Below are 17,106 nucleotides of genomic sequence, written 5' to 3'. Positions count from 1 at the left end.
CGCCGTCCCGGCGCCCGCGCAGGTCCTCAGGCCGACCAGGTGTCGCGCAGGGTCACGCTGCGGTTGAACACCGGCTTGGCCTCGGTGTGGTCGCGGCGGTCGGCGACGAAGTAGCCGGTACGTTCGAACTGGAACGACTGCTCCGGCGCGGCGCTGGCCGCGGCCGGTTCGACATAGCCGGTGACGGTGCGGCGCGATTCCGGGTTGAGATAGTCGCGGTAGGTCTTGCCTTCCGACTCGTCATCCGGGTTGGGCACCGAGAACAGGCGGTCGTACAGGCGGATCTCGGCCGGCACGCCATGCACGGCGCTGACCCAGTGGATGGTGCCCTTGACCTTGCGGTTGGCGCCTTCCATGCCCGGACGCGATTCCGGATCCAGCCAGCCGCGCAGTTCGGTGATGGTGCCGTCGGCATCCTTGATCACTTCATCGCAGCGGATGATGCCGGCGCCGCGCAGGCGCACTTCGCCGCCCGGTACCAGCCGCTTCCAGCCCTTCGGCGGCACTTCGGCGAAGTCCTCGCGGTCGATCCACACTTCACGTGCGAACGGGACCTGGCGGCTGCCGAAGCTCTCGTCCTTTGGGTGGTTGCTGAAGGTCAGCTGCTCTTCATGGCCTTCCGGCAGGTTGCTCAGTACCAGCTTGAGCGGGTCGACCACGGCCATGCGGCGCGCGGCGGCGCTGTTCAGGTCTTCGCGCAGGGCGCCTTCCAGCACGCTGAAGTCGATCAGCGAATTCTGCTTGCTGATGCCCACGCGCTCGGCGAATAGGCGCATCGCTGCCGGGGTGTAACCGCGGCGGCGCAGGCCCTGCAGGGTCGGCATGCGCGGGTCTTCCCAGCCGTCCACCAGCTGCTCGGTGACCAGCGCCATCAGCTTGCGCTTGCTCATCACCGTGTAGTTGATGTTCAGGCGCGAGAATTCGATCTGGCGCGGCTTGGCGGCTTCGCGCGGCAGGCCGGCATCGACCAGCGGCTGGGTCAGCGCGTCGTCATGGGCGAAATCGACGTTGTCCACGCACCAGTCATACAGCGGGCGGTGGTCTTCGAATTCCAGCGTGCACAGCGAGTGGGTGATGCCCTCGATCGAATCGCCCAGTGCGTGGGCAAAGTCGTACATCGGGTAGATCGGCCACGCGTTGCCGGTGTTCTGGTGCTCGACGTGCTTGATGCGGTACAGCGCCGGATCGCGCAGGTTGATGTTGCCGCTGGCCATGTCGATGCGCGCGCGCAGGGTGCGTGCGCCATCCGGGAATTCGCCGGCGCGCATGCGGCGGAACAGGTCGAGGTTTTCCTCGACGCTGCGGTCGCGCCACGGCGACGGGCGGCCCGGCTCGGTCAGGGTGCCGCGGTAGGCGCGCACTTCCTCGGCCGACAGGTCGCAGACATAGGCCTTGCCCTGCTCGATCAGCTTCTCGGCCGCCAGGTAATAGGTCTGGAAGTAGTCCGAGGCATGCCGCAGTTCGTTCCAGCTGAAGCCCAGCCAGCGCACGTCATCCTGGATCGCGGCCACGTATTCCGGATCTTCCTTGGCCGGGTTGGTGTCGTCGAAGCGCAGGTTGCAGACGCCGCTGAACTCGCCGGCGATGCCGAAGTTCAGGCAGATCGACTTGGCGTGGCCGATGTGCAGGTAGCCGTTCGGTTCCGGCGGGAAACGGGTCTTGATCGCCTGGTGCTTTCCGCTGGCCAGGTCCTCGCGCACGATCTGGCGGATGAAATCGCGCTTCTCGTGGCTGTCGGCGGGGGTCTCGGGGCTGGCGGGGGTGTGCTCGGACATGAGGCGGCGAAAGAGAGGCAGAAAGATCAACAGTCTAGCGCGTACCGGGCAGGGCTGCCCGGCGGTGCCCCTCTCCCGGTAGCACCGGCCGCTGGCCGGCGCAACGGTCATGGGCCGTCACCGGCGGCATTCAGCGCCCGGGCGTATGCTGGAAGCCTGCCCCGAGGAGATGCGCCATGCATATCGTCTACAAGGCCGACAACCTGTTCGACGCCCACCTGGTCAAGCACGCGCTGGAAGACGCCGGCATCCCGGCCTTCGTGTTCGGCGAGCAGCTGCTGGGCGGCATGGGCGAGCTGCCCCTGTTCGGCGTGTTGCGGGTCGGCATCCCGGATGCGGCACGCCCGCAGGCCGAGGACATCGTTGCCGCGCTGGACTTGGGCGCGGCGCCGGGCGACCCCATTTCCGATGCAGACGATTGGGCCGGACAGCCGGCGTAGGAGCGCATCATGTTGGGAATTGGCCAGGGCATCCTCGGCATCGGGGCCTTCAAGCAGCGCCTGCCGCGCCCGGAAGAGGCGCTGCCGGGACGCGAGCAGCCGTTGCCGCTGCACAGCAACCAGCACTTCGTGAACAGCCATCCACTGAAGGACCGCTTCGCCGGCCTGCAGCAGATCCGCTTTGCGCTGGGCTGCTTCTGGGGCGCCGAGCGCAAGTTCTGGACCGAGCCGGGGGTGTACAGCACCTCGGTCGGCTATGCCGGTGGCCTCACCCCGAACCCGACCTATGAAGAGGTCTGCTCGGGCCTGACCGGGCACACCGAAGTGGTGCAGGTGGTGTTCGACCCGGCGCTGGTGAGCCTGGAACGGTTGCTGCAGCTGTTCTGGGAAAGCCACGACCCGACCCAGGGCATGCGCCAGGGCAACGACACCGGCACCCAGTACCGTTCGGCGATCCATGCCACCGACCCGACCCAGTACGAAGCTGCGCTGACCAGCCGCGAGGCCTACCAGGCGCAGCTGGATGCGGCCGGTTACGGCCCGATCACCACCGAGATCGTGTACCCGGCACCGGAGTACTACTACGCCGAGGATTACCACCAGCAGTACCTGGCGAAGAACCCGAACGGCTACTGCGGCATCGGCGGCACCGGCGTGAGCTGCCCGATCGGCCTGGATGTGGAGGCGCCGCGCTGACGCGCGGTGGTCCGCCTGCGGCGGGCAACGTCAAAATCAACGTCAACAGCCAAAGCGGCTCTGGGTTTCTGCGGGTTGGGTGGGGCGGTGTGGGTTGGCAGGACACGCCGTAAACCCCCCTCCGGGGTCCGGCCCAGCCGCTGGCGGCTGTGCGTTCGGGCGCTTGCGAAGCAGTGCTTCGCAAGCAAAGCGCCCTCGCCCATGGGGGCTCGATGGCGCCTTGCTCGCGTGCGCTGTCCTGCGCACACGGCAAGACCGGGGTTGGGCGTCCTGCCCAACCCGCCAGTCGCATGCGACTGGCCCATGGCGCCAACGGTCCTGCCAGCCCACACCGCCCCACCCCTGACAGTTTCCCGGTGACGGTGGGAAAGAGCATTGGGTTACTGACGAACTGATGGAAAGGAAAAAGGACGCGGCTTTCGCCGCGTCCTTTTTGTTTGATCCTGCAGTGCTTTCTGTAGAGCGGAGCCATGCTCCGCTCCGAGCAAGCGAAGCGCGCGACCCGCTCTGCACTTCCTTCTTCCTTCCGTGGCGGGCGGCCACAGGAAACTGTCAGAGGGCGGGGCGGGTTGGGTTCGCGGGAGTGTCCGCCGCATGGATGCGGCGGCCAAGCCTCCAGGGACGGATTCACGGCGTCTCCCGCGAACCCAACCCGCCCGACCCAGCGCGGCTGTTGCTTCATGCATTTCGCGACCCAGCCCCCCGTCACGAGGGGCTCAGCCGTTGGCCGGAATCACAGTTCCGAGCGAATGCGCTCGCGCAGCGCCTGCAGATCCTTGGCAAACGCATCGATACCGGTCGCCAGCTTCTCGGTTGCCATCGGATCCGCGGCCAGGTCGGCTGCGAACTTCGCCGCATCGATCGGCGTCACCGCGGCGCCGTCGGCTGCACCGGCCACCAGCTTGCGCGGCAGCTCGCCGTGGTCGGCGTCCAGCTTCTCCAGCAGGTCCGGCGAGATCGTCAGGCGGTCGCAACCGGCCAGCGCTTCGATCTGCGCGGTGGAGCGGAACGACGCCCCCATCACCACCGTCGGCGAGCCACGGCGCTTGAATTCGGCATACACGCCGCGCACGAACTTCACGCCCGGGTCTTCGTCGATGTTGGCCGGGGTTTGGCCGTTGGCCACGTACCAGTCCAGGATGCGGCCGACGAACGGCGAGATCAGGAACGCGCCGGCTTCGCTGCAGGCCAGCGCCTGGGTCGGGTTGAAGATCAGGGTCAGGTTGCAGTCGATGCCTTCGGCCTGCAGGATGCGCGCGGCTTCCACGCCTTCCCAGGTCGCAGCGATCTTGATCAGGATCTTCTCGCGCGGTACGCCGGCATCGGCGTACATCTGGATGAACTGGCGGGCCTTGGCCACGGTGGCAGCGGTGTCGTGAGCCTGGTCGGCATCCACTTCGGTGGACACGCGGCCGGGGACCAGCGTGCTCAGCAGCGCGCCAACGCCGATGGTCAGGCGGTCCGCCACGGCGTGCACCACGGTTTCGCGGTCGCCGCCCTGCTGGCGGCCCCAGGCCAGTTCGCGTTCGATCAGTTCGGCGTAGACCGGCAGGTCCAGCGCCTTCTTCACCAGGGTCGGGTTGGTGGTGCAGTCCACCGGCTGCAGGCGCTTGATCGCCTCGTAGTCGCCGGTGTCGGCAACGACCACGGACAGTTCGCGCAGCTGGGACAGTTTGGACGGGGTACTCATTACGGCTCCTGGTGCAGGGGGATCGAATCGCGCGCGGTGCGCAGCGGTAATCAGGGGCGGTCGTTGTGGACCGCGGTCACGCGCAGGCGCAGCTTGCGGCCGCCGGGCGCGTTCCAGTCGATGCTCTGGCCGATCGCCAGGCCGAGCAGGGCACTGCCGACCGGGGCCAGCACGGAAACCTTGCCTTCATCGACATTGGCTTCGCGGGGGAAGACCAGGGTCAGGACATGCTTTTCGCCCGACACTTCATCTTCGCACTCCACGCGCGAATGCATCATGACGATGCCTTCGGGAATCTGGTCCGGTGCCAGTACGGTGGCCCGGTTGAGTTCTTCAGCAAGCGCGAGCGCGGCAGGCGTCTGGCTCAGCGCAGGGGACTCGAGCATGGCATCCAGGCGGTCCATGTCGAAGGAAGAAACGGTGATCGACGGCGGCAGGCCGCTGGCGGTGTTCATGGTGAAGCTCCTTGGTTGAAAGCCATGCAAAAGGCGGCGCCAGCTGGCGCCGCCTGTCTGTATTGTGGGGACAAATGCGACCGGAATCGACTCCCGCCGATTCCGGGCCGGTGCCGCGGGGGCTCAGCCGTTCAGCACGGGGCCGGGCAGGGAGCCGGCATCGCCGCCGGCATTGAGCGCATCGAGGGTGAACAGCGCCTGTGGCAGGCGCTTGAACTGGTCGGCCAGCTCCATCAGGAAGTCGTTCATGGCCGAGCTGCGCCGCCAGATCATGGCGATGCGACGGCTGGGACGGCCTTCGCCGGTGAAATCGAGCAGGCGGATGTTGCTCGAACGCGGTACCGGTGGCTGTACCGACAGGCTCGGCAGCAAGGTGATGCCGACGTCGGCGGCGACCATCTGCCGCAGCGTCTCCAGGCTGGTGGCGCGGAACTCGGACTTCTCGTTGGCGCCGAACAGGCGGCAGACCTCCAGCGCCTGGTCGCGCAGGCAGTGGCCGTCTTCCAGCAGCAGCAGCTTCTGCGTGGCCAGCTCCTGCACGTCCAGGTGCTCGCGACGGGCCAGCGGGTGGCGCCCGGAAACGGCGAGCAGGAACGGCTCCTCGAACAGGAACTCGGCATGCAGCTGGTCGTCGATCACCGGCAGGGCCAGCAGCGCGGCATCGAGCTTGCCTTCGCGCAGGCGTTCCAGCAGCACGTCGCTCTTTTCCTCGATCAGCAGCAGTTCCAGATCCGGGAAGCGATCGCGGATGCGCGGAATGACATGCGGCAGCAGGTAGGGCCCCAGGGTCGGGAAGATGCCCAGGCGCACCGTGCCGGCTTCCGGGTCGCGGCTGCGTCGCGCCGCTTCCTTCAGTTGTTCCACTTCGGACACGATCACCCGTGCCCGCGTGGCCGCTTCCTGGCCGGCCGGGGTCAGCATCACCTTGCGCGGCGCGCGTTCCACCAGTGGCAGGCCCAGTTCTTCTTCAAGCTTGCGGATCTGCGTCGACAGCGTGGGCTGGCTGACGAAGCAGGCAGCGGCAGCCCGGCCGAAATGCTTATGTTCGGCCAGGGCTACCAGGTACTTCAGATCACGTAGGTTCATCCTTACACCCCAGGGGTAACGGACCGGCTGACGGCTTGGTTACCCGACAGGCAGACAATGTTCCCGGTGACCTGGGAACGGTGGATCAGGCGGCTTCAGCAACGGCACCGCTGCTGTTGCTGACCGACGAGCGGATCAGGTGGTCGAACGCGCTCAGTGCGGCGGTCGAGCCAGCGCCCATGGCAATGATGATCTGCTTGTAGGGCACCGTCGTGCAATCGCCAGCCGCGAACACGCCCGGCAGGTTGGTCTGGCCACGATCGTCGATCACGACCTCGCCACGTGGCGAAAGCGACACCACATCCTTCAGCCACTCGGTGTTGGGCAGCAGGCCGATCTGCACGAAGATGCCTTCAAGCTCGACACGGTGGGCATCTCCGCCGACGCGGTCCTTGTAGACCAGGCCGGTGACCCGGCTGCCGTCGCCCAGCACTTCGGTGGTCTGCGCGCTGGTCAGCACGGTCACGTTGGCCAGACTGCGCAGTTTTTTCTGCAGCACTTCGTCGGCGCGCAGGCTGGAATCGAACTCCAGCAGGGTCACATGCGACACGATGCCGGCCAGATCGATGGCCGCTTCCACGCCGGAGTTGCCGCCACCGATCACCGCCACGCGCTTGCCCTTGAACAGCGGGCCATCGCAGTGCGGGCAGTAGGCCACGCCCTTGTTGCGGTACTGGTCCTCGCCGGGCACGTTCATCTGGCGCCAGCGCGCACCGGTGGACAGGATCACCGAACGCGACTTCAGCACCGCGCCGTTCTCCAACTGCACCTGCACCAGGCCGTCTTCACCGGCCGGCAGCAGTGCGCTGGCACGCTGCAGGTTCATGATGTCCACCTCGTACTCGCGCACGTGCTGCTCCAGCGCGGTGGCCAGCTTCGGGCCTTCGGTTTCCTTCACCGAGATGAAGTTCTCGATCGCCATGGTGTCCAGCACCTGGCCACCGAAGCGCTCGGCGGCAATGCCGGTGCGGATGCCCTTGCGCGCGGCATAGATCGCCGCGGCGGCGCCGGCCGGACCACCGCCGACCACCAGCACGTCGAAGGCCTCCTTGGCGGCGATCTTCTCGGCATCGCGCTTGCCGGCATTGGTATCCAGCTTGGCGACGATCTGCTCGAGGGTCATGCGGCCCTGGTCGAACACTTCACCGTTGAGGTACACGGTCGGCACCGACATGATCTCGCGCTTCTCCACTTCGTCCTGGAACAGCGCGCCGTCGATGGCCACGTGCTGGATGCGCGGGTTGAGCACCGCAGCGAGGTTCAGCGCCTGCACCACGTCCGGGCAGTTCTGGCAGGACAGCGAGAAGTAGGTCTCGAACCTGTATTCGCCCTCCAGGTTCTGCACCTGCTCGATCAGTTCGGCAGTGGCCTTGGACGGGTGGCCGCCGACCTGCAGCAGCGCCAGCACCAGCGAGGTGAACTCGTGGCCCATCGGCAGCCCGGCGAAGGTCAGGTGGATGTCCTGGCCCGGGCTGCCCAGGTCGAAGGACGGCACGCGGCCCTGGCCATCGCGCAGGACCTGCAGCGAGATCTTGTCCGACAGGCTTTCCAGGGTCTGCAGCAGTTCCAGCATTTCCTGCGACTTGGCGCCGTCGTCGGCGTGCGCGGTGATCTGGATCGGGCGGGTCACGCGCTCCAGATAGGTCTTCAGCTGCGACTGCAGGTTGGCGTCCAACATCGGGTCATCTCCTGGCTTCAGGCAAACAGGGGGCGTGGCACCGCTATAGAAGGTAGCGGACCAGCGGGGGGTAGGGGTGAACCCAAGACAGCGTTGCGCGTGTCCGGGGGGGCAGGCGGCTGGCGAGCGATGGCGTGCTGGCGCGACTGGCTTGGGTTCACCCCCACGCCGGCGTGGGGCCGGCATGGGGATGGGCGCGCCGTGGCGTGGGGCCACGGCAGGCCGGTGCAGCGTCAGATCTTGCCGACCAGGTCCAGCGACGGGGTCAGGGTCTTCTCGCCTTCCTTCCACTTGGCCGGGCACACCTGGTTCGGGTTGGCGGCGGTGAACTGGGCAGCCTTCAGCTTGCGCAGGGTCTCGGAGACGTCACGGGCGATCTCGTTGGAGTGGATCTCCAGGGTCTTGATCACGCCTTCCGGGTTGATGATGAAGGTGCCGCGCAGGGCCAGGCCTTCTTCCGGAATGTGCACGCCGAAGGCGTTGGTCAGCTGGTGGGTCGGGTCGCCGACCAGCGGGAACTGGGCCTTGCCGACGGCCGGCGAGGTTTCGTGCCACACCTTGTGCGAGAAGTGGGTGTCGGTGGTGACGATGTAGACCTCGGCGCCGGCCTTCTTGAACTCGGCGTAGTGATCAGCCGCGTCTTCGATCTCGGTCGGGCAGTTGAAGGTGAAGGCCGCCGGCATGAAGATCAGGACGGACCACTGGCCCTTCAGGCTGTTGTCGGAAACCTTGATGAACTCGCCATTGTGGTAAGCGTTGGCTTCGAACGGCTGGATCTGGGTGTTGATGAGGGACATCATTTTTCCTCTGGTGAAGGGGAGTGGGTGAATCGACGGGAATTAGATTACCGATTTGATCGCGATAAGAACAATCCATTGATTGCATCTATTTGATAGGCGCAGTCTATCAATTGACGATGAGCAGGCACTGAATCTCGCCTCCCTCATCCTGCAACTGCTTGTGTGACAAGGAAAATCCGGCGATGCGGCTGAATGGCGCCGATAGCTGATCCTTATCTCCTCCGGTAGAACCTGAACGGATTCCAGCGCTTCCTGGCGTCGAGCGACGCGCTGCGCAGGATCTGCAGCGCCGAGCCCATGCCCGGCTGTTCAAAAAGCAGCCGAACCTGGGCTCGGCTCTACAATTGCGGCATGTCCTTCAAATCAGAACTCACCCTGCGCCAGGTCGTGGCCGAGGCCAGTACCCGCCTGGGCGGCATCGAGGCGCGCCACGAGGCGGAACTGTTGTTGCTGCATGTGCTGGAGTGCCCGCGCAGCTGGTTGTTCGCGCATGCCACCGATCCGCTGGCCAGCGCCGACCAGGCGGCCTTCGAGGCGTTGCTGGCGCGTCGCCTGGCCGGTGAGCCGGTGGCCTACCTGACCGGTCGCCGCGGTTTCTGGACGCTGGATCTGGAGGTTGACCCGGCTACCCTGATTCCGCGCCCGGAAACCGAGCTGCTGGTCGAACTGGCACTGGAGCGCCTGCCCCACGACCGCCCGCTGCAACTGGCCGACCTCGGTACCGGCAGCGGTGCGATCGCGTTGGCACTGGCCAGCGAACGGCCGCAGGCACAGGTGCTGGCCACCGATGCCAGCCCGGCTGCGCTGGCCGTGGCCGCGCGCAATGCCGCCAGGCATGAACTGCGCAACGTGCGCTTCGTCGAGGGCGGGCACGACTGGTATGCGCCGCTGCAGGGCGCGCGCTTCCACCTGATCGCCAGCAACCCGCCCTACATCGCCAGCGACGACCCGCACCTGGAACAGGGCGACCTGCGCTTCGAGCCGGCCACCGCGCTGGCCTCCGGGGCGGATGGCCTGGACGACATCCGGCGCATCGTGGCCGGTGGCCAGGCCCATCTGCTGCCCGGTGGCTGGTTGCTGATCGAGCACGGTTGGGACCAGGGCGCGGCGATCCGCGCGCTGTTCGAGGCGGCGGCGTTCGCCGAGGTGCAGACCGCGCAGGATCTGGAGCAGCGTGACCGGATCACCCTGGGCCGGCGTCCGGCCTAGAATGGAGGTTCTCCTGCCCCGGCAGGGCATCACCCTGGAGCTGCAAGCATGCGTACGCTGTACCCCGCCATCACCCCTTACGACGTCGGCACCCTGAAGGTCGACGACCGCCACACGCTGTACTTCGAACAGTGCGGCAATCCGGACGGCAAGCCGGTGGTGATGCTGCACGGTGGCCCGGGTGGCGGCTGCAGCGACAAGATGCGCCAGTTCCACGACCCGTCCAAGTACCGCATCATCCTGTTCGACCAGCGTGGTGCGGGTCGTTCCACCCCGCATGCGGACCTGGTCGACAACACCACCTGGGACCTCGTCGCCGACATCGAGGCGCTGCGCGAGCACCTGCAGGTTGACCGCTGGCAGGTGTTCGGCGGCAGCTGGGGCTCGACCCTGGCGCTGGCCTATGCCGAAACCCACCCGCAGCGCGTCACCGAGCTGGTCCTGCGCGGCATCTTCATGCTGCGCCGCTGGGAGCTGGAATGGTTCTACCAGGAGGGTGCCAACCGCCTGTTCCCGGATGCGTGGGAGCACTACCTGAAGCCGATCCCGGCAGTGGAACGCCATGACCTGATCTCGGCCTTCCACCGCCGCCTGACCAGCGACGACGAAACCACCCGCCTGGAAGCCGCCAAGGCGTGGGCGGTGTGGGAAGGCGCGACCAGCTTCCTGCACGTGGACGACGACTTCATCAACAGCCATGAAGACCCGCACTTCGCGCTGGCCTTTGCCCGCATCGAGAACCACTACTTCGTCAACGGTGGCTTCTTCGAGGTGGAAGACCAGCTGCTGCGCGACGCGCACCGCATCGCCGATATCCCGGGCGTGATCGTGCACGGCCGCTACGACGTGGTCTGCCCGCTGGCCAATGCCTGGGACCTGACCAAGGTGTGGCCGAAGGCGAAACTGGAAATCACCCCGGCCTCGGGCCACTCGGCCTTCGAAGCGGAGAACGTGGACGCGCTGGTGCGCGCCACCGATGGGTTTGCCTGATGCTGAAGGGTCGGATCCCTTCCCGTCGGGAAGGGCTCCGACCTCGGGCCTGTAGTGCCGAAATCCCGCATCCACGCGTGGCGTGGATCCACGGTAGGGACGCGCTGGCGCTACCAGGCCCCGGCCATCAACGCGTCGGCCAGCACCTGCAGTTTCGGCGAGCATTGCCGTGAAGGCGGGTAGATCAACGACAGTTCGCGGCTGCGGCCTTCATACGGCTGCAGCACGCGCAGCAGGCGCCCATCGGCCAGCGCATCGGCCACCGCGAAATCCATCACCTGCACGATGCCGATGCCGGCAATCGCCGCTTCCACCAGCGGATCGCCGCTGTCGAACACCATCCGCGCCGGCGGCGTGATCTCACGCAGGTGGCCGTCCTGCAGGAACTGCCAGTCCACCAGCCGCCCACTGCGCAGGTTGCGCACGGCCAGGCAGGCGTGGCCCTGCAAGCCCGCCACATCGTCGGGCGCACCGCAGCGGGCCAGGTAGCCGGGACTGGCCACGGTCACCCAGCGCAGCGGCCGCAGCGGTCGCGCGACGATGCGCTGGTCGGCGATGACGCCGGTACGCAGCGCGGCATCGAAACCTTCCTCGACCAGATCGACCAGGCGATCACTCAGCACGGCTTCCACCTGCAGCTGCGGATGCTGCTGCAGCAACGGCCCCAGCAGTGGCACCAGCACCTTGCGCCCGAACATCGACGGTGCGCTGATCTTCAACGTGCCCGAGGGCGTGCAGGGACGATCCGCCAGTTGCCGCTCGGCATCGTCCAGGCCGGCCAGCAGGGGGGATACCTGTTCGACGAACTGGCGGCCATCCGGCGTCAGTGCCACGTTGCGGGTGTTCCGCTGCAGCAGCTTCACCCCCAGCGTGGCCTCCAGCCGGCCGATCGCGCGCGACAGGCCGGACTGGCTCAGGCCGAGCTGGCCGGCGGCGACGGTGAAGCTGCGTGCTTCGGCGACCTGCACCAGCATGCGCACCGCATTGAGGTCCATCGAGGCTGGATTCATGCCGAAAATCATGACAGATATGGCCCACAAGGGGTTTATTGATTGGCCGGCATCAATGAGACTGCGCTCCCCCATCGCTCCAGACCGCCGATGCCTCCCCTCAAGTACCCGCGCTGGGCGCTGACCCTGCTGGCCACTGCCCAGCTGATCATCGCCCTGGACGCCACCATCATCTTCGTCGCCCTGCACGACATGGGCCGCGCGCTGCAGATCAACGCGCAGCAGCTGCAGTGGGTGGTCAGTGCCTACACCGTGGCCTTTGGCGGCAGTCTGCTGCTGGGTGGACGCGCGGCCGACCTGATCGGCCGCCGCCGCTTCTACCGGCTGGGCATGCTGCTGTTCGCCCTGGCCTCGCTGCTCGGCGCGCTGGCGCCGAACGCTACCCTTCTGATCCTTGCGCGCGCGGCCCAGGGCGTCGGTGCGGCATTGCTGTTTCCGGCCACGCTGGCGCTGATCAACACGCTGTACGCGGAAGGCCCGGCGCGCAACCGCGCGCTGGCGATCTGGAGCATGGCCAGCGCGGTCGGCCTGGCGCTGGGCACACTGCTCGGCGGTGTGCTGACCCAGGCCTTCGGCTGGCCGGCGGTGCTGGCGGTGATCGTGCCCCTGGCGGCCGCGTGTGCGGTCGCGGCCGGGGCGTGGCTGCCGGCCGATGGACCGCGTGCGCAGGGCCGCCCGTTCGATCTGGCTGGCTGCATCACCGTTACCCTCGGCGGCAGCCTGCTGGTGACCACCCTGGTGCAGGGCCCGGAGTGGGGCTGGAGCGCACCGGCCACACTGGGCTGCCTGCTGCTGTCGGTGCTGCTGCTGGTGGCGTTCGTGCAGATCGAACGGCGCAGCCGCGACCCGCTGATGCAGTTCGCGCTGCTGCGGCTGCCAGGCCTGCGCGCCGCGCTCGGCCTGACCTTCGCCTTCATGAGCAGCTACGGCGTGCAGTACTACTTCATGGCGCTGTACTTCCAGGAGGGCTACGGCTGGAGCCCGCTGCAGGCCGGCGTGGCGTTCCTGCCGGCCACCGCGGTGTGCACGGTCGGCATCCAGCTGGCCGAGTGGATGCTGCAGCGCTCGAGCGCGCGCAGGGTGCTGGTGGCCGGACAGCTGGCCGGCGCGCTCGGCATCGGCTGGGTGGCGGCGACGCTGCCGCACGGCGCCAGTTTCTGGCCACTGCTGCCCGGCGTGGTGGTGCTGAGCGTGGGGCAGGGGATGACCTGGACCTCGATGTGGATCGTGGCCGGGCAGGGCGTGCCCTCCGCACAGCAGGGCGTGGCCTCGGGCATGGCCGCGACCGCGCAGCAGATCGGCGGAGCATTGGGCCTGGCGGTACTGGTGATGGTGGCCAATGCCGATGCGGGGGGCGCCGGATCGCCGAGCGCGCTTGCCGGGCTGGTGCGCGCCGAGTACGGCGCCGCGCTGTTCGCGCTGTTCGGCGTGGTGATCGCGCTGGGCCTGCGCCCGGCACCGGTAGACTCGGCGGCACCCCCCTGCCTGGGCAACGACGCATGATCGCGCTGCTGGACCTGCAACAGACCCTGCACGCCTTTGCGGCCTGCAACGACGACGATGCCGTGCATGCCTGCTTTGCTTGGGTGCACGCCACCGAGGGCGATCTGCTGCAGGCGCGGTTCTGGTTGCCGGCCGACGAAGATGCCGCGTTCGACGACGACGGTGATGTCCCTGCCGAGGCACGCGCACTCGGCCTGTCCAGTTGTCTTGAACCGGCGACCTTTGCCGACGTGCTCGACGTGCAGAAGCGGCAACAGCCGCTGTCGACACTGGCCGACTACGCCCGGGCGCTGGCGTACTACGCCGAGTACGATGCCTTCCAGCAGGTCGATGGCATCGACGAGGCGTTGGGCGAAGCGGGCGAGGACGCGTGGGCGGCCGCGCGCGACGCCGATGTGGGCGCGGGTATCTTCGCGTCCTTCGATCTGGTGCTGATCGCGTGTCCGGAGGCGCAGGTCAAGGCAGTGGCCCAGCGCGTGGCGCATCTGCTGGAGATTCCGCTGGGCGAAGCGCTGCCACGCTGTCGTGGGTTGCCGCTGATGCTGGGCGAAGCACTGGACCGCAAGCGTGCGCAGGCGATCAAGGATGACTTCGCCGCCATTGACGCAACGCTGCAGGTGCGCGGTTTCAAGCCGTTCCCGTGGATGGATGCGCCACGCCTGCGGTAATGCCGGCCAGCGGCCGGCAACCGCAATGATCCAACGGCCCTGGGGTTGCCGGCCAGCGGCCGGCACTACCGATCCAGGTTGGATCCACGCCATGCGTGGATGGGATCATGCCAGGGCCAGCAACTGCGGCTGCAGCGTGCTGAAGATCCGCGCCAGCCGTTCCGCCCAGGCCTGCTGCCCGGCGGCATCGGCGATCAGGTCCTGGCGGATTTCCAGTTCCACATGCACCAGGCCACGGCCTTCGCCATGCACCGGAACGGCGTAGTCGCTGCTGCTGCTGACCGAATACGGTTCGTTGTCACCCACCACCAGGTCGCCTTCGTCGCGCAGCGCCTGCAGCAGTGCCTGCGCGAACCGCGTGTCCTGGTGGTACAGCACGCCGGCATGCCAAGGCCGCTGCATGCCGTTCATCGCCGGAGTGAAACTGTGCATCATCACCAGCAGGGTGGGGCGGCCGGCATCGCGACGGGCATCCAGCTCGGCCTCGATGCGTGCGTGGTAGGGCGCGTGGATCGCCTCGATGCGCTGCTGCCGCTGCACCGCCGACAGCCCGGCATTGCCCGGTACCACGGTGTGGTCGCTCACTTCCGGAATCAGCGTGGGCGAGGCCAGCGGGCGGTTGCAGTCGATCAGCAGGCGCGAATAGGTCTGTTCGATCGCCCACGCATCCAGGCGTTCGGCCAATGCGCGGGTGGTGCCGGCGATGCCGATGTCCCAGCCGATATGGCGGTCCAGCTCGGCCTGCGCCAGGCCAAGCGCGGCCAGTGCCTGCGGTACCCGCTGGCCGGCATGGTCGGCCAGCAGCAAGAACGGCGAGGCGCCGAGCGGCCGGTGGATCGTGTGCACCGCCGGGTCGCCGGCGCCGAGCAGCGGCGGCAGTGCGTGCAGGTCGGCGTCAGCCACGCGGGCGCCCGTCCAGATGGTGCTCGATCATCCACAGGCCGGCCCACAGCTTCGCATCCAGCTCGTAGCCTTCGCCCATCTTCTGCACCAGCCATGCCGCTGCCTGTGCACGCGGGATCTCGTGCACGGTGATGTCTTCACTGTCGTCGCCACCGCCCGCACCGATCCGGCGCAGGCCGGTAGCGCGCACGAAGGCGATCTTCTCGTTGCTGGCGCCGGACGAGGTCGGGCCGATCATCAGCACTTCGGCATGATCGGCGGTCCAGCCGGTTTCTTCCTCCAGCTCGCGCACTGCCGAGACTTCAATCGACTCGCCGGCATCGATGTCGCCGACCAGGCCGGCCGGCATCTCGATGGTGGGTGCCTGCAGCGGCACGCGGAACTGCTCGACGAACAGCACGTTGTCCTCGGGGGTGACGGCAATGATGATCGCCGCCAGGCCGCCGGCGTGGGTGCGTTCGCTGTATTCCCAGGTGCCGCGCACCAGCATGCGCTGGTACTTGCCTTCATAGACGACACGCGGGGCTTCTGTGTTGCGCTGGCTCATGCGGGCTCGCTGTGGGAGGGGAGAGGGTCGGCCACGCCGGCTGCATCGAACAGGCGGCGGCGGGTCATCGGGCCGAAGCGCAGGGTCTGGCACAGGCCACCGAGCAGCTCCGGGTCGGCCGCCTGGCGCAGCAGGCCGGGTTGGCTGCCTTCCAGCGGCGCGTCCAGCGCGATGGTGGTCAGCTGGCGCCAGAGCTGGGCGTGCGCGCGCTGCTCGCGCAGGCGCACCGCCATCTGCGCAGCGCCGCGCAGGCGCAGGAACGGTACTTCGTCCAGGCGTTCGTACAGCGCATCCATGCTGCCGAAATGGGCCAGCAGCACGGCGGCGGATTTGCTGCCGACACCACTGACACCGGGAATGTTGTCCACCGCATCGCCGCACAGTGCCAGGTAATCGGCGATCTGGTGCGCGTGCACGCCGTGGCGCGCCTTCACGCCGGCCACGTCCCAGCGCTGGTTGCGTGCGTAGTCCCACTGCTCGTCATGATCGACCAGCAGCTGCGACAGGTCCTTGTCGGCGGAAATGATCACGCCGCGATGGCTGCCGCGATGCACGTGCAGGGCGCTGCCGATCAGGTCGTCGGCCTCGTACTCGTGGTGGGCCAGCACGGCCAGGCCGAGTGCGGCGCACAGCGCCTTGCAATGCACGAACTGGCGCTTGAGGGCTTCCGGCGCCGGGTCGCGGTTGGCCTTGTAGTCCGGGTACAAGCGGTGGCGGAAGCCACTGTCCAGCGCCTCGTCGAAGGCGATGGCGATGTGCTGCGGGCGCTCGCGCTCGAGCAGGTCGAGCAGGAAGCGGGCGAACCCGTGCACGGCGTTGGTCGGCCAGCCCTGCGCGTCCTGGAACTGGTCCGGCAGCGAATGCCAGGCGCGGAACACGTAGATGCTGGCGTCGACCAGGTACAGCGAGGGCGGTGCTGCCGGCAGGCTCATGCCGGTGGGATCCAGTCGCGCAGCAGCGCGGCCGGATCCGGCCGCTCGCGTTCGGGAACGGCAGCCTTGGGCGTGCCGATGTGGATGAAGCCCGCGATGCCTTCGCCCTCGGCCAGGCCCAGGTGGGCCTGCACGACCGGGTCGAACGCCATCCAGGCGGTCAGCCACTGCGCACCGAACCCCAGCGCCTGCGCGGCCTGCAGCAGGGCGAAGCAGACGCAGCCGGCGGTCATCAGCTGTTCCTGCTCGGGCACTTTCGGGTCGGGGCGTGGGCTGGCCACCACCACGATCACCAGCGGTGCATGGCTGAAGCGCTGGCGGTCTTTCTCGAACACCGCTTCGCCGGCGTGCGGGTCCCGCTGGCGGCTGCGTTCGGCCAGGAAGTCGCCCAGAGTGTGACGTGCATCGCCGGCGATCTTCAGGAAGCGGAACGGCACGCGCTTGCCGTGGTCCGGCACGCGTACGGCCGAGGCCAGCATCCGCTGCAGGGTGGCCGGGTCCGGTCCCGGTTCGCCGAGTTGTCGCGAAGGCACTGAGCGGCGGGCATCCAGGGCGAGCAGGGCGGCGGGGTCGGGCATGGAGTCTGAACCGGTCATCACGGGTGTTTGATTATAGTCGGGCGGGTCAAAGACGCCGTTTGTGCCGCGTCCGGCCTCTGAATATCAAACTGTGATGAACGTCATGCCACTGACGGGGAACGGACGGCCGCTTCCCCTCGCCTCGC

General features: G+C 67.7%; 17 protein-coding genes. 6 read left to right on the top strand and 11 right to left on the bottom strand.

The genetic code is table 11. The features are described 5' to 3' along the window. Positions 1–26: 26 nt before the first annotated feature. Positions 27–1,775: a glutamine--tRNA ligase/YqeY domain fusion protein gene (locus Q0P60_RS04160; protein ID WP_294988647.1), complete on the bottom strand. Its 1,749-nt coding sequence runs from the start codon at positions 1,773–1,775 to the stop codon at positions 27–29. Positions 1,776–1,951: 176 nt separating this feature from the next. Here Q0P60_RS04160 and Q0P60_RS04155 point away from each other — a divergent pair, with 176 nt between their 5' ends. After that, positions 1,952–2,215 carry a DUF2007 domain-containing protein gene (locus Q0P60_RS04155; RefSeq protein WP_294988644.1) on the top strand — a complete coding sequence of 88 codons (264 nt, stop codon included), beginning with the start codon at positions 1,952–1,954 and terminating at the stop codon, positions 2,213–2,215. Between the two features lie 30 nt (positions 2,216–2,245). Beyond that, positions 2,246–2,911: a peptide-methionine (S)-S-oxide reductase MsrA gene (msrA, locus tag Q0P60_RS04150; protein ID WP_294989244.1), complete on the top strand. Its 666-nt coding sequence runs from the start codon at positions 2,246–2,248 to the stop codon at positions 2,909–2,911. 733 nt (positions 2,912–3,644) lie between these two features. Here the strand turns inward: msrA and Q0P60_RS04145 are convergent. From Q0P60_RS04145 to ahpC, 5 genes are all read right to left on the bottom strand, one after another. Beyond that, positions 3,645–4,601 carry a transaldolase gene (locus tag Q0P60_RS04145; protein WP_294988641.1) on the bottom strand — a complete coding sequence of 319 codons (957 nt, stop codon included), beginning with the start codon at positions 4,599–4,601 and terminating at the stop codon, positions 3,645–3,647. A gap of 50 nt (positions 4,602–4,651) precedes the next feature. After that, the gene (gene rnk, locus Q0P60_RS04140) at positions 4,652–5,056 is read right to left on the bottom strand and encodes a nucleoside diphosphate kinase regulator (RefSeq protein ID WP_294988638.1); all 405 of its coding nucleotides are present in this window, start codon (positions 5,054–5,056) and stop codon (positions 4,652–4,654) included. A 123-nt stretch (positions 5,057–5,179) separates the two neighbouring features. Then, complete coding sequence (locus Q0P60_RS04135; RefSeq protein ID WP_294988635.1) at positions 5,180–6,142, bottom strand: LysR substrate-binding domain-containing protein; 963 nt, start codon at positions 6,140–6,142, stop codon at positions 5,180–5,182. Positions 6,143–6,227: 85 nt separating this feature from the next. Then, the gene (gene ahpF, locus Q0P60_RS04130; protein WP_294988633.1) at positions 6,228–7,820 is read right to left on the bottom strand and encodes an alkyl hydroperoxide reductase subunit F; all 1,593 of its coding nucleotides are present in this window, start codon (positions 7,818–7,820) and stop codon (positions 6,228–6,230) included. A gap of 233 nt (positions 7,821–8,053) precedes the next feature. Continuing rightward, entirely contained in the window at positions 8,054–8,617 is a 564-nt protein-coding gene (ahpC, locus tag Q0P60_RS04125) for an alkyl hydroperoxide reductase subunit C (protein ID WP_049436466.1), read from the bottom strand. Positions 8,618–8,971: 354 nt separating this feature from the next. On the opposite strand from ahpC, the gene prmC reads away from it, so the two are divergent. Further along, on the top strand, positions 8,972–9,829 hold the full coding sequence (gene prmC / locus Q0P60_RS04120) for a peptide chain release factor N(5)-glutamine methyltransferase (protein ID WP_294988626.1): 858 nt from the start codon (positions 8,972–8,974) through the stop codon (positions 9,827–9,829). 48 nt (positions 9,830–9,877) lie between these two features. Continuing rightward, entirely contained in the window at positions 9,878–10,819 is a 942-nt protein-coding gene (gene pip, locus Q0P60_RS04115; RefSeq protein ID WP_294988624.1) for a prolyl aminopeptidase, read from the top strand. A 110-nt stretch (positions 10,820–10,929) separates the two neighbouring features. On the opposite strand, the gene Q0P60_RS04110 is transcribed toward pip, so the two are convergent. Continuing rightward, positions 10,930–11,814: a LysR family transcriptional regulator gene (locus Q0P60_RS04110; protein WP_294989241.1), complete on the bottom strand. Its 885-nt coding sequence runs from the start codon at positions 11,812–11,814 to the stop codon at positions 10,930–10,932. Positions 11,815–11,919: 105 nt separating this feature from the next. On the opposite strand from Q0P60_RS04110, the gene Q0P60_RS04105 reads away from it, so the two are divergent. Continuing rightward, positions 11,920–13,332, top strand: coding sequence for an MFS transporter (locus Q0P60_RS04105; RefSeq protein ID WP_294988620.1), 1,413 nt, complete (start codon positions 11,920–11,922; stop codon positions 13,330–13,332). Further along, positions 13,329–14,000, top strand: a complete 672-nt coding sequence (locus tag Q0P60_RS04100) for a hypothetical protein (RefSeq protein WP_294988617.1) — start codon at positions 13,329–13,331, stop codon at positions 13,998–14,000. Before Q0P60_RS04105 ends, Q0P60_RS04100 begins: the two co-directional genes overlap by 4 nt. 105 nt (positions 14,001–14,105) lie before the next feature. Here the strand turns inward: Q0P60_RS04100 and Q0P60_RS04095 are convergent, their stop codons facing one another. The 4 genes from Q0P60_RS04095 to Q0P60_RS04080 are packed head-to-tail and all read right to left on the bottom strand — an operon-like array spanning position 14,106 to position 16,960. Then, positions 14,106–14,903 (bottom strand): N-formylglutamate amidohydrolase, encoded by a 798-nt coding sequence (locus tag Q0P60_RS04095; protein ID WP_294988614.1) that lies wholly within the window; start codon positions 14,901–14,903, stop codon positions 14,106–14,108. Further along, entirely contained in the window at positions 14,896–15,450 is a 555-nt protein-coding gene (locus Q0P60_RS04090; protein WP_294988611.1) for an NUDIX hydrolase, read from the bottom strand. The genes Q0P60_RS04095 and Q0P60_RS04090 overlap by 8 nt, the downstream gene beginning before the upstream one ends. Next, positions 15,447–16,382, bottom strand: coding sequence for a 5'-3' exonuclease H3TH domain-containing protein (locus Q0P60_RS04085; RefSeq protein ID WP_294988608.1), 936 nt, complete (start codon positions 16,380–16,382; stop codon positions 15,447–15,449). Before Q0P60_RS04085 ends, Q0P60_RS04090 begins: the two co-directional genes overlap by 4 nt. Further along, a complete protein-coding gene (locus tag Q0P60_RS04080) occupies positions 16,379–16,960 on the bottom strand; it encodes a nitroreductase (RefSeq protein WP_294988606.1) in 582 nt (193 codons plus the stop codon). Before Q0P60_RS04080 ends, Q0P60_RS04085 begins: the two co-directional genes overlap by 4 nt. Positions 16,961–17,106: the final 146 nt, after the last annotated feature.

Origin of the sequence: uncultured Stenotrophomonas sp. (assembly GCF_945952405.1) — a bacterium.
Lineage (GTDB): Bacteria > Pseudomonadota > Gammaproteobacteria > Xanthomonadales > Xanthomonadaceae > Stenotrophomonas.
The sequence above is the reverse complement of the archived record's forward strand: the minus strand, read 5'-3'. Positions and strand labels throughout refer to the sequence as shown.

What these genes read in the sequence shown, in the direction of transcription:
- Q0P60_RS04160 (WP_294988647.1), bottom strand. Translation starts at nt 1,775, where the DNA reads ATGTCCGAGCACACCCCCGCCAGCCCCGAGACCCCCGCCGACAGCCAC.
- Q0P60_RS04155 (WP_294988644.1), top strand. Translation starts at nt 1,952, where the DNA reads ATGCATATCGTCTACAAGGCCGACAACCTGTTCGACGCCCACCTGGTC.
- Q0P60_RS04145 (WP_294988641.1), bottom strand. Translation starts at nt 4,601, where the DNA reads ATGAGTACCCCGTCCAAACTGTCCCAGCTGCGCGAACTGTCCGTGGTC.
- rnk (WP_294988638.1), bottom strand. Translation starts at nt 5,056, where the DNA reads ATGAACACCGCCAGCGGCCTGCCGCCGTCGATCACCGTTTCTTCCTTC.
- Q0P60_RS04135 (WP_294988635.1), bottom strand. Translation starts at nt 6,142, where the DNA reads ATGAACCTACGTGATCTGAAGTACCTGGTAGCCCTGGCCGAACATAAG.
- ahpF (WP_294988633.1), bottom strand. Translation starts at nt 7,820, where the DNA reads ATGTTGGACGCCAACCTGCAGTCGCAGCTGAAGACCTATCTGGAGCGC.
- ahpC (WP_049436466.1), bottom strand. Translation starts at nt 8,617, where the DNA reads ATGTCCCTCATCAACACCCAGATCCAGCCGTTCGAAGCCAACGCTTAC.
- prmC (WP_294988626.1), top strand. Translation starts at nt 8,972, where the DNA reads ATGTCCTTCAAATCAGAACTCACCCTGCGCCAGGTCGTGGCCGAGGCC.
- pip (WP_294988624.1), top strand. Translation starts at nt 9,878, where the DNA reads ATGCGTACGCTGTACCCCGCCATCACCCCTTACGACGTCGGCACCCTG.
- Q0P60_RS04110 (WP_294989241.1), bottom strand. Translation starts at nt 11,814, where the DNA reads ATGGACCTCAATGCGGTGCGCATGCTGGTGCAGGTCGCCGAAGCACGC.
- Q0P60_RS04105 (WP_294988620.1), top strand. Translation starts at nt 11,920, where the DNA reads ATGCCTCCCCTCAAGTACCCGCGCTGGGCGCTGACCCTGCTGGCCACT.
- Q0P60_RS04100 (WP_294988617.1), top strand. Translation starts at nt 13,329, where the DNA reads ATGATCGCGCTGCTGGACCTGCAACAGACCCTGCACGCCTTTGCGGCC.
- Q0P60_RS04090 (WP_294988611.1), bottom strand. Translation starts at nt 15,450, where the DNA reads ATGAGCCAGCGCAACACAGAAGCCCCGCGTGTCGTCTATGAAGGCAAG.
- Q0P60_RS04085 (WP_294988608.1), bottom strand. Translation starts at nt 16,382, where the DNA reads ATGAGCCTGCCGGCAGCACCGCCCTCGCTGTACCTGGTCGACGCCAGC.
- Q0P60_RS04080 (WP_294988606.1), bottom strand. Translation starts at nt 16,960, where the DNA reads ATGCCCGACCCCGCCGCCCTGCTCGCCCTGGATGCCCGCCGCTCAGTG.